The organism is Bacteroides coprosuis (genome assembly GCF_020741705.1).
In the GTDB taxonomy this organism is placed as follows: Bacteria; Bacteroidota; Bacteroidia; order Bacteroidales; family Bacteroidaceae; genus Bacteroides_E; species Bacteroides_E coprosuis.
The window spans coordinates 1-15,200 of sequence record NZ_DYYK01000123.1 but is presented as its reverse complement, the minus strand read 5'-3'; the positions used below and the strand labels follow the sequence as shown (position 1 = coordinate 15,200).

The window sequence follows — 15,200 nt, the reverse complement described above, 5'->3', positions numbered from 1 at the left end:
TCTGTTATAATATCTATATTCGATGAAGAATCAATGTGTAAACGTGAATAGAAAAGATGTGTTTTGTAACTGCTAAAGTTTTTCGTCTATTTGTCACTTCTAGAAAACTCTTTCTGAGTAAATGTCTTGTATCATGCAAACTGAGGAGTTCTGTTCATAGAATAAATCTCCTAAAAGAGTCATTATTAATCATGTTCTGTCTTTAAAAGAGTGAAATCGATTAGAATTTAGAATAAATCTAATTTCAGTTGTATAGAATTAACTACCTTTGTTCAATATAAATTAGACTTTAAAAGAGACAAAACGTGGTATCTGTAGAAAACTTATCAGTTGAATTTAATGCAACTCCTCTGTTCGAGGATGTTTCCTATGTAGTAAATAATAAAGATAGAATTGCTCTTGTTGGAAAGAACGGAGCAGGAAAATCAACAATGCTAAAAATAATTGCGGGATTGCAAAATCCTACATCGGGTGTTGTTGCGACTCCTAAAGATACTACTATCGGTTATTTGCCTCAAGTCATGGTACTTGCTGATGAACATACCGTGAGAGAAGAAGCTGAAATGGCTTTTTCTGAAATGGCCCATCTTCAAGAGAAGATAAATCAGATGAGTCAAGAACTTGCAGAGCGAACAGATTATGAATCTGAATCGTATCATGATTTAATTGATCGATTTACGCATGAAAATGACCGATTCACAATGTTGGGGGGTGATAACTATCATGCAGAAATAGAGAGGACTCTTTTGGGATTGGGTTTTTCTCGCCAAGATTTTGATAGACCCACTAGAGAATTTAGTGGTGGTTGGCGTATGCGTATAGAACTAGCTAAACTCTTATTAAGAAAACCTGATGTATTATTGCTAGATGAGCCTACAAATCACTTGGACATTGAATCAATTCAGTGGTTGGAAAACTTTTTGCGGACACAAGCCAATGCTGTTATCTTAGTTAGTCACGATAGAGCATTTATAAATAATGTTACCACTCGTACGATAGAGATTAGTTGTGGTAAAATATACGATTATAAAGTAAAATATGATGAGTTTGTTCAGCTGAGAGAAGAAAGAAGAGAACAACAGTTGAGAGCTTATGAAAATCAGCAAAAACAAATTCAAGAAACAGAAGATTTTATTGAGCGATTTAGATATAAAGCTACTAAAGCGGTACAAGTGCAGAGCCGTATTAAGCAGTTGGATAAGATAGACAGAATAGAGGTAGATGATGAGGATACAGCTATGCTTCGATTGAAGTTTCCACCAGCTAGTCGTAGTGGAAGTTACCCTGTTATCTGTAAAGAGGTAAAGAAGGCATACGGGAAACATACTGTTTTTGAAAATGTAAACCTTGTTATTGAACGAGGAGATAAAGTCGCTTTTGTTGGGAAAAATGGTGAAGGAAAATCCACTTTAGTAAAGTGTATTCTTGGAGAGATTGATTTTGAAGGTGAGTTAAAACTAGGACATAATGTTGAAATAGGTTACTTTGCTCAAAATCAAGCTCAGCTATTAGCTGATAACTTGACGGTGTTTGATACTATTGATCGTGTTGCTGTAGGTGATATACGGCTAAAAATAAGAGATTTACTGGGTGCCTTTATGTTTGGTGGTGAAGCCATTGATAAGAAAGTAAAAGTGCTTTCGGGGGGAGAGCGTAGTAGATTAGCAATGATAAAGCTGTTACTAGAGCCTGTAAACTTCCTTATCTTAGATGAGCCTACCAATCACTTAGATATGCGATCTAAAGATGTATTAAAGGAAGCTATACTAGATTTTGATGGTACTGTTATCGTAGTTAGTCATGATAGAGACTTCTTAGACGGCTTGGTTACTAAAGTATACGAATTTGGAGGAGGGCAAGTGAAAGAGCATTTAGGTGGTATTTACAGTTTTTTGGAAAAGAAAAATATAGAAAGTCTGAATGAGCTACACCAAAACCCATCACTTTCTGAATCACCAACTGCTCAAAATGATAATAAAGAAGAAGACTCACCTAGTGAAACAAAGCTTTCTTATGAAGCACAAAAGGAATTAAATAAAAAGATAAGGAAGCTTGAAAAGGATACTCAGGAATGTGAGGGTGTAATCGAAAAATTAGAAAAAGAAAAAGGTGCGATAGAAAAGAAGTTAGCTACCCCTGATGGTGCTGCTGATACATCCCTTTATGAAAAATATGAAGCCATTCAACAAGAGCTAAACGCTATAATGGAGAAATGGGAAGAGCTTCTGATAGAAACTGAGGAACTGCAAGAACAAAAGAATTAAACCAAATTATTTAGGATATGAAATTTAAAAATTGTTTACCAATAGTAGCTGCTTGTTTTGTAGCTGCTAGTTGTGGCTCAAATCAGAGTAGCCAAAAGCTAACTTCTGGTTTAAGCATGGCCAACCTAGATACAACTGCTGTACCAGGTCAAAGCTTTTATCAATATGCTTGTGGTGGTTGGATGAAGAATAATCCGTTGCCAGATGAGTACTCACGTTTTGGTTCATTCGATCAATTGGCCGAAAATAATCGTGAGCAGGTGAAAGGCTTAATTGAAAAGTTGGCAGAAACCACACATCAAGCAGGGTCAATAGAACAGAAAATAGGCGATTTATATTCTGTAGCTATGGATAGTGTGAAGTTGAATGAAGATGGATACAAACCATTAACAGAAGATTTGCAGGCAATTGCTAATCTTCAAAACACAGAGGACTTGACTACTCATTTAGCACAAATGAACAAATATGGAATGTTCCCTTACTTTGCTATATATATAGGAGCAGATGATATGAATAGCTCCATGAATATCGTTCATACTTATCAGTCTGGTTTGGGTATGGGGCAACGTGATTACTATTTAGAAGAAGATGAAGCTACTTCTAAAATAAGAGAAGCATATAAGCAACATATTACTACTATGTTTGAACTAGTAGGCTTCACAAAAGATGAGGCTCAAAAAGCGAGTAAAGATGTCTTTGATATAGAATATAGATTAGCTAAGGCTTTTCTTTCTCCTGTTGAATTGAGAGATCCTCATGCTAATTACAATATTAAAACAATAGCTGAGCTTTCAGCTGAATACCCATCAATAGCTTGGGAAACTCTTTTTAAAGAATTAGGTCTTGATGGTTTAGAATCAATAGACTTGGGACAGCCTAGAGCTATGGCAGAAGCAAATGCATTGTTAAAAGACATGCCTTTATCTGCTCAAAAAGCTTATTTACAATGGAACGTCATTAACTCTGCTGCTTCTTATTTAAGTGATGACTTAAACCAACAAAACTTTGAGTTCTTCGGCAAAGTAATGTCGGGTACTGAAAAAATGCAACCTCGTTGGAAGCGTGCAGTAAGTACAGTGAATGGTTCTTTGGGTGAAGCTGTAGGTCAAATGTATGTTGCGGAATATTTCCCACCAGCAGCAAAAGAACGTATGGTAACCCTTGTTAAAAACTTACAAACCGCGTTGGGTGAGAGAATTCAAAGTCTTGATTGGATGGGTGAAGCTACTAAAGTAAAAGCTTTAGAAAAATTGAATACATTCCACGTTAAGATCGGATATCCTGATAAATGGAAAGATTATAGTACTCTAGCTATAGAAAAAGACAGCTATTGGAGTAATATTAAGAGAGCCAATGTTTGGGACCATGCTGAAATGATTGCGAAAGCAGGAAAACCTGTTGATAAAGACGAATGGTTTATGACTCCACAAACCGTAAATGCATATTATAACCCTACAACTAATGAGATTTGCTTCCCTGCAGGTATTTTACAATACCCATTTTTTGATATGAATGCAGATGATGCATTTAACTATGGTGCTATAGGTGTTGTTATCGGACATGAGATGACTCACGGCTTTGATGATCAAGGTCGTCAATATGACAAAGAAGGCAACTTGAAAGATTGGTGGACAGAAGAAGACGCTGTTAATTTTGAAGCTCGTGCGAAAGTTATGTCAGACTTCTTTGATTCTATAGAAGTAGCACCAGGTGTTTATGCTAATGGGAAATTCACTTTGGGTGAAAATATAGCTGATCATGGAGGACTTCAAGTTTCTTACCAAGCATTCCAACATGCAATGCAAGATAAGAAAATAGGAGAAGTAGATGGATTTACTCCAGAACAAAGATTTTTCCTATCTTATGCAAATGTATGGGCAGATAATATTCGTCCAGAAGAAATATTAAATCGTACTAAAATGGACCCACACTCCTTAGGTAAATGGCGTGTTGATGGTGCACTTCCTCATATTGAAGCATGGTATAAAGCCTTTAATATAACAGAAGATGATGCTCTATTTGTTCCAAAAGATAAAAGAGTTGCTATCTGGTAATTAAATAAAAGATATTCAGATTAAAGGGGTCCTTTCTTTTTTAGAAAAGGACTCCTTTTTTTATAAATAATTCCTAGTCTTATTATTACTTGACATAAACATATTTTCGTAACTTTGTCCATCAATCACCTAAATTGTAATTCTAATGTCTACTAACAAGAAAATTAAGAAAGCACTTATCTCAGTTTTTAATAAAGAAGGATTGGAAGAAATTTTATCGCATCTACATACAGAAGGGGTAAAATTCTTATCAACTGGTGGAACTCGTCACTTTATAGAATCTCTTGGATATCCATGTGAAGCTGTAGAGGACCTTACAGAATATCCCTCAATCTTAGGAGGTCGTGTGAAGACACTTCACCCAAAAGTTTTTGGAGGAATATTAGCTCGTAGAGGGATGGAAGGAGATAACGAAGAATTAAAACGTTATGCAATTCCCGAAATAGACCTTGTTATAGTTGATCTTTACCCCTTTGATGCAACAGTAGCTTCGGGAGCATCTGAAGCAGATTGTATTGAGAAAATTGATATAGGTGGTATTTCATTAATTCGTGCAGCGGCAAAAAACTACAATGATGTTGTTATTATTCCATCAAAAAATCAATATAAACCTTTCTTGGATATGTTGATTGAGCATGGAGCAGAAACCTCTTTAGAAGAACGAAAATGGCTAGCAAAACAAGCCTTTGGCGTTTCTTCTCAATATGATTCCTCAATCTTCAACTATTTCGATGGAGAAGATAATTCAGCATTTCGTTATGCTGCAGATGATGTTAAAACTCTTCGTTACGGAGAAAACCCTCATCAAAAAGGGATGTTCTATGGTAATTTAGAGGCTATGTTTGATCAAATCCATGGCAAAGAAATAAGTTATAACAATCTTTTAGATATAAATGCAGCTGTAGATTTGATAGATGAATTTGAAGATATTACGTTTGCAGTATTGAAGCATAACAATGCTTGTGGTATTGCTTCTCGGCCATCAGTCGTTGAGGCTTGGAAAGATGCTTTGGCATGTGATCCGGTTTCTGCCTTTGGTGGAGTGTTGATCACAAATGGTGTGGTTGATAAAGCTACTGCTCAAGAAATAGACAAGATTTTCTTTGAGGTGATTATAGCTCCAGATTATGATGTTGATGCATTAGAAATTTTAGGGCATAAAAAGAATCGTATTATTTTAGTACGAAAAGATATTAAGCTGCCTAAAACTCAGTTTAGGTCGGTATTGAATGGTGTTTTAGTTCAAGGTAAAGATTTGATAGTTGAAACAGAAGCAGATATAAAAACTGTAACAGAAAAGGACCCTACTCAAAATCAAATAGCAGATATGCTTTTTGCGAATAAAGTAGTTAAAAACAGTAAGTCAAATTCTATAGTCTTAGCTAAAAATCAACAATTATTGGCTAGTGGAGTAGGACAAACTTCTCGAGTTGATGCTTTAAAACAAGCAATTGAAAAAGCTCAATCTTTTGGATTTGATCTTAATGGGGCAGTAATGGCTTCTGATGCCTTTTTCCCTTTCCCTGATTGTGTTGAAATTGCACATAAAGTTGGGGTTGATGCTGTAATTCAGCCAGGGGGATCCATAAGAGATCAGCAGTCATTTGATTATTGTAACGAAAACGGTATGACAATGGTTCTAACAGGTATTCGTCACTTTAAACACTAACAATGTATATAACTTATGTAAGTTATTAATTTCGGATTTTTTTAATTTTATGGGAATATTTTCTTTTACTCAAGAAATAGCTATGGACTTAGGTACTGCAAACACCATTATTATCAGTAATGGAAAAGTTGTGGTAGATGAACCCTCTGTAGTTGCTCTTGATCGCAGAACAAATAAAATGATTGCGGTAGGAAGTAAAGCGAAGATGATGCATGAAAAGACACACGATAATATTCGTACCGTGCGACCATTGAAAGATGGTGTGATTGCTGATTTTGATGCTTGTGAGAAAATGATGAGTGGTATGATTGCAATGGTCAATCCTGGTCGTCGTTTATTTCGTCCAAGTCTAAGAATGGTTATTGGAGTTCCTTCAGGTAGTACTGATGTGGAACTTAGAGCTGTTCATGATTCTGCAGAGAGAGCCAATGGACGTGATGTCTATTTGCTATTTGAACCTATGGCTGCTGCTATTGGAGTAGGTATAGATGTTGAATTACCTGAAGGTAATATGATTGTTGATATAGGTGGTGGTTCTACAGAAATTGCTGTCATATCATTAGGTGGTATTGTGTCAAATAGCTCTATTCGTGTTGCAGGAGATGACTTGACTGCAGATATTCAAGAATATATGAATAGACAGCACAATGTAAAGGTCAGCGAACGTATGGCTGAACGTATAAAAATTCATGTTGGAGCAGCTTTAACTGATTTAGGAGAAAATGCACCAGAAGATTATATCGTTCATGGTCCAAATAGGATAACAGCCTTGCCTATGGAAGTGCCTGTTAGTTATCAAGAAGTAGCACATTGCTTAGATAAAACAATATCTAAAATTGAAGCAGCTATACTGAACGCTCTTGAAAACACTCCTCCAGAACTATATGCTGATATCGTACAAAATGGTATCTACTTAACTGGTGGCGGAGCTTTATTAAGAGGCTTGGATACAAGATTGACAGATAAGTTTAATATTCCTTTCCATGTTGCAGAAGATCCACTTCACTCTGTGGCAAAAGGAACAGGTATAGCTTTGAAAAATGTTGATAAATTTTCATTCTTATTCTAATTTCTTCAAATCTATTAGCTTAGAATAGAGAATAAGTAAATCATCAATGCGTAAATTATTACAATTTTTATATCAAAATAATCACTGGTTCCTCTTTATATTATTAGAGGTAACCAGTTTTATTTTGATTTTCAACTTTAACAAATACCAGCATAGTGTCTATTTGACTTCAGCTAACTCTGTGATAGGGCAAGTCTATGAATGGAAATCTACTGTAACCTCTTATTTTCATTTGAAATCAATAAATGAAGAGTTACTAGATCGAAACATGGAGCTTGAAAAAAAGGTAGCAACTCTAGAAGATGTACTTAGAGAAGAATATTCTATTGAAAATGAAGAACGTTTGTTGAAAAACTCTGTTTTAGAAAGCTATAAACTTTACCCAGCTCATGTTGTACAGAATAGTTTAAATAGAGCAGACAACTTTATCACTATTAATAAAGGGTCCAATGATGGAGTAAAACCAGAGATGGGTGTAGTTACAGGTAATGGAGTGGTAGGGATTGTTTATAAAACCTCTCTTCATTATTCATGGGTGATGTCTGTTTTAAATAGCAAAAGTAATATCAGCTGTAAAATAGCAGGTAGCAACTATTTTGGTAATTTAGTTTGGGAGTTTGGTGATGCAAGCTATGCTTATTTGCGTGACTTGCCCCGTCATGCTACATTTAGTTTGGGTGATACGATTGTAACCAGTGGCTTCTCATCCATTTTCCCTGAAGGAGTTTTAGTGGGTACGATAGATGATATGAGTGATATTGATGATGGTTTATCTTTCTATTTAAAGATTAAACTTTCTGTGGATTTTGGAAAGTTAGATGGTGTTCGCATTGTTGAAAACATGGATTTAACAGAGCGTCGAGATCTAGAAAACAAAAAGTAGGACTATGGCTATTCGTTATATTAATTATTTATTATGGTTTATAGCATTGGCTATATTTCAAATGTTGATTTTCAATAACATCTTATTATTGGGCTATGCTACACCTTTTCTTTATATCTATCTTTTGTTCTTTATAGATTCATCTATCGTTTCTCGAAATCAATTAATGATTTGGGCTTTTTGTTTAGGGCTACTGGTTGATATAGGTGCTAATACATTAGGTATGAATACAGCAGCTGCTGTTCTTCTTGCTTTTGTTCGTCCTACATTATTGAATGTTTTCTGTCAGGTAAATGATGATCCTGAAAATTTACAACCTTCCCTTAGAACCATGGGCCCTAGTGGTTATCTTAAATATATTATTTCTGGAGTTTTTATACATCATCTCTTATTGATAGGAGTAGAGTTTTTTAAAGTAAGTTCATTCTTGACTGTTTCATTGCGTATAATTAGTAGTACTTTACTAACTACAATTTGTATCTTTGCCATAGAAAGAGTACGTAATAAATAATGCCAAAATTCCAGTATCAAAATAGAAAATTTGTTATCGGAGGTATTGCTATAGGTGTTGTTCTCGTTTTTATCATTCGATTATTCTCCTTACAAGTAACGACAGATCAATATAAGAGAAATGCTGATAGTAATGCATTCCTTAAGAAAACGATCTATCCTTCTCGTGGAGCAATCTATGATAGGAATGGGGATCTATTAGTATATAATGAGCCTTCATACGATATAACTGTTGTGCCTAGAGAAATCCAAAATCTAGACACGGCTGACCTTTGTCAGACTTTATCCATTACTAAAGAATACCTAGAGGAGAGAATGGAGCGAATGAAAGATCGACGTTCTAACCCAGGTTATTCTCGATTTACCCATCAACTTTTTATGTCTCAGCTCTCTGTAGAAGAATCTGGTATTTTTCAAGAAAAGCTGTTTAAATTTCCTGGATTTTATGTTGAAAGACGTAATGTTAGGAAATATACCTATAATTCAGCGGCACATGCTCTGGGAGATATAGGAGAAGTTTCTATGAGAGATATTAATAATGATGATTATTACTCTCGTGGAGATTATATAGGCAGGCAAGGAGTTGAAAAATCTTATGAAAAGTATTTGAGAGGGGAAAAAGGGACGGAGGTGCTTCTTCGTGATGCACATGGGAGAATACAAGGAAGATATAAAGGAGGCTCATTAGATGTAAAACCTTCGCCTGGTAAAGATCTCACCTTGAGTATAGATATTCAGCTACAAATGCTGGGTGAAAAACTTATGCAGGGTAAATTGGGAAGTATTGTTGCGATTGAGCCTAGCACGGGAGAAATTCTGTGTTTAGTTTCCTCTCCATCATTTGATCCGTCAAGTATGGTTGGTCGTAAAAGAGGAGAGAGTCATCGAACCTTACAACGAGATCCCACTAAGCCTTTATTTAATAGAGCATTGATGGCTACTTATCCTCCTGCATCTACATTTAAAACAGCACAAGGTGCTATTTTTTTACAAGAAGGGATTGTCGATTTGAATACCACTTTCCCGTGCTATAGAGGGTTTGTAGTTCCAGGTTTACGAGTGGGTTGTCACGGTCATCCATCTCCAGTTCCTTTTAAAGGAGCAATATCCACATCATGCAATTCTTATTTTAGTTGGGGGTTATATAAAATGATTGATAATAAGAAATACCAATCACCCTCAGATGCTTTGACTGTTTGGAAAGATCATATGGTATCAATGGGTTTTGGATACGCCTTAGGCGTTGATCTTCCTGGTGAAAAAAGAGGTTTGATACCCAATGCTCAGTTTTATGATAAGGTGTACGGTGAAGGGAAATGGAATGGTTTGAGAATTATTCACACGGCTATTGGGCAGGGTGAAATTCTAACTACTCCTATTCAGTTGGCAAATCTAGGAGCAATAATAGCAAACAGAGGACATTATTATACTCCCCACATTGTGAAATCAATTAAAAATGATCTATTGGATGATGAGTACACTGTTCCTAAAAACACAACTATAAATCCTGAATATTTTCAATATATAGCTGAAGGAATGCGTGGAGCAGTAATAGGTAGTGCTTATGGTAGTACAGCAAGACGTGCCAATATTCCAGGTATTGAAGTTTGTGGAAAAACAGGTACCGCTCAAAACAGAGGGAAAGATCATTCTGTTTTTATGGGATTTGCTCCACTTGATAACCCTAAAATAGCTATTTCAGTTTATGTAGAACATGGAGGGTTTGGTGCTACGTATGCTGTACCTATAGGCGCTTTGATGATAGAACAATATTTAAATGGTGAGATAGCAGAAGAGAGAGCCTACCTTATTGATCAACTTCATAATTCTAATTTAATTCCTTATGATCTCAAGAAGTACTAGTTTGTGGAAATCTTTAGATTGGTGGACTATTCTTATATACATATTACTAGTCATATTTGGATGGTTTAGTGTTTGTGGTGCAAGTTATGAATATGGTAACCCCGAGTTCTTTGATTATTCTACACGTGCAGGCAAGCAGTTAATATGGATCTTATGTTCTTTTGGGCTTGGTTTTATCCTCATTATGTTGGATGATACATTCTATAGAAACTTCTCCTACATCATATATATCGGAATGATATTACTGCTAATTGTCACTATTTTTATAGCTCCAGATGTTAAAGGATCTCGGTCGTGGTTAGTTTTCGGACCAGTAAGCTTACAACCCGCTGAGTTTGGAAAGTTTGCTACAGCATTAGCATTAGCTAGGTACATGAATGCAACTAACTTTTCAATGAAGAAACCATCAAATGCACTGATGGTAGGTTTTTTTATCCTTTTGCCAGTTATGTTAATTATTCTACAAAAGGAAACTGGTTCGGCGTTGGTATATCTAACCTTCTTTTTGGTCTTATATAGAGAAGGGATGCCTGGCGTCGTCCTTTTTTTAGCTGTTGCTGCTGTACTTTATTTTATAGTAGGAATTAGATTTGATCAGGTGTTTTTTGATGAGACAACTATTTCAATAGGCGAGTTCAGTGTGATAGCTGTTGCTTTGTTTTTTACTGGAGCTATGTGTTGGGTCTTTAAGAAAAACATAAAAGCGTGTTTAAATATTGTGGTTACATCTGCTCTAGTCATCGGTGGAGGGTATGCAGTAGGAACTTATTTAATTCCTTTCAACTACATCTATGTACAATATTTCTGTGTTGGATTAACTTTAATCTATCTTGTCTATTTATCTTTTAAAGATAGAAAATGGGCTTATAGTTTGATTGCTACATTTTTGATTGGTTCAGTGGCTTTTCTTTATTCTATTGATTATGTCTTTAATGAAGTCCTTGAACCTCATCAACGTGTACGTATTGAGATAGTTCTAGGGATGGAAGAAGATTTAGCTGGAGCTGGATACAATGTGAACCAGTCTAAAATAGCCATTGGTTCGGGAGGTATGACAGGAAAGGGATTTTTAAATGGAACTCAAACAAAGCTTAAGTACGTGCCTGAACAAGACACAGATTTTATCTTTTGTACAGTTGGAGAGGAGCAAGGTTTTGTTGGGTCAGCTACAGTATTAGTATTGTATCTATTTCTAATATTGCGATTAATCGCATTGTCAGAGAGGCAAAGCTCTACATTTTGTAGAGTTTATGGATATTCTGTTTTAAGTGTTTTCCTATTTCACTTGTTTATAAATATAGGAATGGTTTTAGGCTTGACTCCTGTTATTGGAATTCCTCTCCCTTTCTTTAGTTATGGGGGGTCTTCTCTCTGGGGGTTTACTATCTTATTATTTGTTTTTTTGCGCTTAGATGCTGGTCGGGCACGTCGCTTGAATGGGTAATATGGATTCCTATGTCTTGAAGACCCATTAAAAGGGTATCTTTCATTAATGGAATAATTCGGAGGGTAGTACTATCTGTTAGTTGAGGCTTCTTGATAATCTTATAAAAATGAGTAGATTGAAATAGGTGTCCCATACCTTTGCCAATCCAGAAGCCATCTTTATCAGCTAATTGTAGATGTAGAGTGTCAATATGAATAATTGAGGAATCTGTTATGTTTTCTAGACAAGCGATGTATATGTCTTTGTAGGGATAGCTATAGTCATTTCGTATATTGATACTCAAATCAACGCTTTTGTATTCTTGTAAGTCTGAAATTGTAAAAGAAAGAGTATCAGTTTTACTCCATCCCTCTTTGGGAATAGAGCAAAACTGATGGTATTCATATTTCTTTGAACAGCTCGATAATAAGAAGAGAGCTAGCAAAGATAGGAGTAAGTTACTTTTGTTCACTTTTATTGTTGCCTCCTTCTTGGTTGTTGTTAGGTCTTCTTCTATTATAGGGACGACGACCTTTTTTCTTTGTATTTCTTGTTGAGTTGCCTTGCGGGTTCTCCTGTTTGTTTTCTTGTCGATTCTCTTGCCTATTATTCTCTTGTTTCCTTTCAGGCTTATTGTTGTTTCTTCGTTGATTTCTATTTCTATCCTCATTTTCTGATTGATTACTTGCTGTATTTTGAGGACGATTATCGGGTCTCTTATTATTATTTCTTCTATTAGGTCTTTTCTTAATTTTTTTACTTTTATCGAATCGAGTAACACTTTCTTGTTCAAGAATATCTTTTGGCTTATCTAAAGCATCATCTTGCACCAAGTCAATAAGTATATCTGGCTTTTTACCTCTTCTATTTTGGTGGATAATGTCAAAAGCTTTTTTAGCACTGATAGTTATTAAATTGGCTGCTATAACTTTATCTGAAGAATAGGTTATTTCATTGTTTAGGATATCAGCTTTGAAAAAATAATAAGTACCATCTTTTGTTTCTAAGGTGACTTCACGAGAGGGTAATTTTTTTTGTGCCTCTACATAAGCATCTACTTCATAATTAAGACAACATTTAAGTTTAGCACATTGCCCTGCCAACTTTTGAGGATTTAAAGAGATGTCTTGTATTCTTGCGGCATTGGTAGATACAGAAACAAAATTTCTCATCCATGATGCACAGCAAAGTTCTCTACCACAAGGACCAATACCACCGATACGACCAGCTTCTTGTCGAGCTCCAATTTGCTTCATTTCGATACGTATTCTAAACTCTCCAGCTAAATCTTTAATTAATTGCCTAAAGTCTACACGCTCATCTGCAATATAATAGAATATAGCTTTATTTCCATCACCTTGATATTCTACGTCGCCAATTTTCATATCTAAGTTTAGTCTAGCAGCAATTTGTCTAGACTTGATCATGGTGCTATGTTCTCTGGATTTTGCCTCCTCGTATTTCTCTAGGTCAACGGGCTTAGCAATGCGATAAACCCTTTTAATTTCCGTATTAGGTCTTCCATTGCTTTTTTTCATTTGTAGATTTACTAATCTTCCTGTTAGTGTCACTACTCCTATATCATGACCAGGATTAGCTTCGACAGCAACTACGTCACCTTTCTTTAAGTCTATTTTATTGCTGTTTTTATAATATCCTTTTCTGGTGTTCTTAAATTGTACCTCTACCATGTCGCAATCTTCTATATTGCCTGGTACATCAGCTAACCAATCGTAAGTGTTTAATTTGTTTGTTGGGCGGGAAATTCCTTTATAGGATAGGCCTCCACTACCATTATGTAATTTGAAATCCATAAAAATCTAATAATTATTGTTTGATTTGAACAATTAGTTTTAATGCAAAATCAAAAAAGACCATTTTAGCATTTACATTTTGTTCTATATGTTGTTGAGCCAAACTTAACTCTTCCATTATTGTATACACATTGTATTCATTAATAAAAGGAGAGAAATTACTTGAAAACCGTTCTTCTTCTTGGTTCATGTAATTTAGGTTTGGCTTTTTGAAATTGTATATAAAATTTTCTCTTACCATGTGTTGGCAATAAGTAAGTAGTTGTTTTTGTCTTTCACGGCCTAACGCAGCTACTTCTTCACTCCATTGCTTTATTTCTTTTACTCGTCTTGCATATGCTAGGCGCATAATGTCAATAAAGAGCTTTAAAAATAATGCTTTATCTTCATTTAATTGAATTTCTGATAGAGCTTTATTTAAATTTCCATTAGACATATGAGCTATAGTCTGACTTAATGATGCCTGTACGCCATATTGCTCATTTAGATAGCGAGCTATTTCCTGAGATTTTAATAGAGGTATGTCTATCCTTTGAGTCCGACTAAGTATTGTCGAAAGTAAAGATTCAGGTTGCTCAGAAATTAAAAAGAATAAAGTCTGATGTGGAGGCTCCTCAAATATTTTTAAGAGTTTGTTAGCGCATACTGAATTCATTTTTTCAGGAAGCCATATAAGCGTAATCTTATATTTGCCTTCACTTGACTTAAGAGAGAGTTTTTTGAGTATTGCCTCACTCTCTTTCGCATAGATAATCGCTTGAGCATTCTCTGCATGAATGTGATTTAGCCATTGATCTAAGGTGAAGTAGGGAGTGGTTAGAACGAAATCTCTCCACTCCGGTAGATAATCATCAGATAATTTACTTTTAATAACAGGAAAAACAAAGTGTACATCAGGATGAACAAGCTTATTCATTTTTACGCATGATGGACATTTTCCACACGCATCTGAGGCTTGTGGGTTGTCACAATTCAAGTATCTAGCATAAGCTAGTGCTAATTCATAAGCTCCAACTCCCTCTGAAGAGCAAAATAATTGAGTATGAGGAATTCTTCCTTCATGGACTTGAAGTAGTAATTCATTTTTAATTTTCTCCTGACCAATTATATCTTTAAAGTACATTTATAGTCTGTTGATGATTTTAGTAGCTCATTTTGCTACTTTAGTGAAGTATTACATAGCAAAAATACGAAAAAACAATGGACCTTTTAATTTTTAGTTCTCTTTAATTTCCGTTTTAGAATACTAATCACTCTAAAGTTTACGTACATAGTATGATTTATAAAAGAATATCAAATAGTATAATATAAATGTGCTACTGGATTTTTATGACTTTGTTTACATGAATAGCCCCTTTGGTCGTAACACGATGTCGGTGTCATGTACTCATCATGACACCGACATGTCATTACGATCAAAGGGTTAAAGTTATTTCCACCCCTAGGCAAATGAACTTAAAATCGACAAACTTGAGCTCTTTTCGAGATCATTTAAACAGGGGGTTTTAGGGTGCATATATAATAATGTGTATAAAGTTCCCATTTGTATTTCCTTTGAGGTTTGATTAAAAAAAGAATTCGTTATAAGAATAAGATTGATAGGATATTAAGTAAATAGGAATAAAATATTCAGAAATAAAGTATTCAT

At 35.1% G+C, this 15,200-nt stretch carries 11 protein-coding genes; 8 read left to right on the top strand and 3 right to left on the bottom strand.

The features are described 5' to 3' along the window. Window positions 1–305: 305 nt before the first annotated feature. From K8V80_RS06945 to rodA, 8 genes are all read left to right on the top strand, one after another. On the top strand, window positions 306–2,264 hold the full coding sequence (locus tag K8V80_RS06945; RefSeq protein ID WP_276776456.1) for an ABC-F family ATP-binding cassette domain-containing protein: 1,959 nt from the start codon (window positions 306–308) through the stop codon (window positions 2,262–2,264). Window positions 2,265–2,281: 17 nt separating this feature from the next. Further along, window positions 2,282–4,318 carry a M13 family metallopeptidase gene (locus K8V80_RS06940; protein ID WP_276776454.1) on the top strand — a complete coding sequence of 679 codons (2,037 nt, stop codon included), beginning with the start codon at window positions 2,282–2,284 and terminating at the stop codon, window positions 4,316–4,318. 145 nt (window positions 4,319–4,463) lie between these two features. Then, on the top strand, window positions 4,464–5,987 hold the full coding sequence (purH, locus tag K8V80_RS06935; RefSeq protein WP_276776451.1) for a bifunctional phosphoribosylaminoimidazolecarboxamide formyltransferase/IMP cyclohydrolase: 1,524 nt from the start codon (window positions 4,464–4,466) through the stop codon (window positions 5,985–5,987). 49 nt (window positions 5,988–6,036) lie between these two features. Beyond that, window positions 6,037–7,056: a rod shape-determining protein gene (locus K8V80_RS06930; RefSeq protein ID WP_276776447.1), complete on the top strand. Its 1,020-nt coding sequence runs from the start codon at window positions 6,037–6,039 to the stop codon at window positions 7,054–7,056. Window positions 7,057–7,102: 46 nt separating this feature from the next. After that, window positions 7,103–7,939 (top strand): rod shape-determining protein MreC, encoded by an 837-nt coding sequence (gene mreC / locus K8V80_RS06925; RefSeq protein WP_276776444.1) that lies wholly within the window; start codon window positions 7,103–7,105, stop codon window positions 7,937–7,939. A 4-nt stretch (window positions 7,940–7,943) separates the two neighbouring features. Next, entirely contained in the window at window positions 7,944–8,450 is a 507-nt protein-coding gene (mreD, locus tag K8V80_RS06920; protein WP_276776442.1) for a rod shape-determining protein MreD, read from the top strand. Then, a complete protein-coding gene (mrdA, locus tag K8V80_RS06915; RefSeq protein WP_276776440.1) occupies window positions 8,450–10,312 on the top strand; it encodes a penicillin-binding protein 2 in 1,863 nt (620 codons plus the stop codon). The genes mreD and mrdA overlap by 1 nt, the downstream gene beginning before the upstream one ends. Next, entirely contained in the window at window positions 10,293–11,756 is a 1,464-nt protein-coding gene (rodA, locus tag K8V80_RS06910) for a rod shape-determining protein RodA (protein WP_276776438.1), read from the top strand. Before mrdA ends, rodA begins: the two co-directional genes overlap by 20 nt. On the opposite strand, the gene K8V80_RS06905 is transcribed toward rodA, so the two are convergent. From K8V80_RS06905 to K8V80_RS06895, 3 genes are read right to left on the bottom strand one after another with little or no spacing between them, the layout of a single operon-like run. Continuing rightward, complete coding sequence (locus K8V80_RS06905) at window positions 11,695–12,210, bottom strand: gliding motility lipoprotein GldH (protein WP_276776436.1); 516 nt, start codon at window positions 12,208–12,210, stop codon at window positions 11,695–11,697. The genes rodA and K8V80_RS06905 overlap by 62 nt on opposite strands. Continuing rightward, the gene (locus K8V80_RS06900; protein ID WP_276776434.1) at window positions 12,197–13,552 is read right to left on the bottom strand and encodes a PSP1 domain-containing protein; all 1,356 of its coding nucleotides are present in this window, start codon (window positions 13,550–13,552) and stop codon (window positions 12,197–12,199) included. The genes K8V80_RS06905 and K8V80_RS06900 overlap by 14 nt, the downstream gene beginning before the upstream one ends. 13 nt (window positions 13,553–13,565) lie before the next feature. Continuing rightward, window positions 13,566–14,675, bottom strand: a complete 1,110-nt coding sequence (locus K8V80_RS06895) for an ATP-binding protein (protein ID WP_276776431.1) — start codon at window positions 14,673–14,675, stop codon at window positions 13,566–13,568. Window positions 14,676–15,200: the final 525 nt, after the last annotated feature.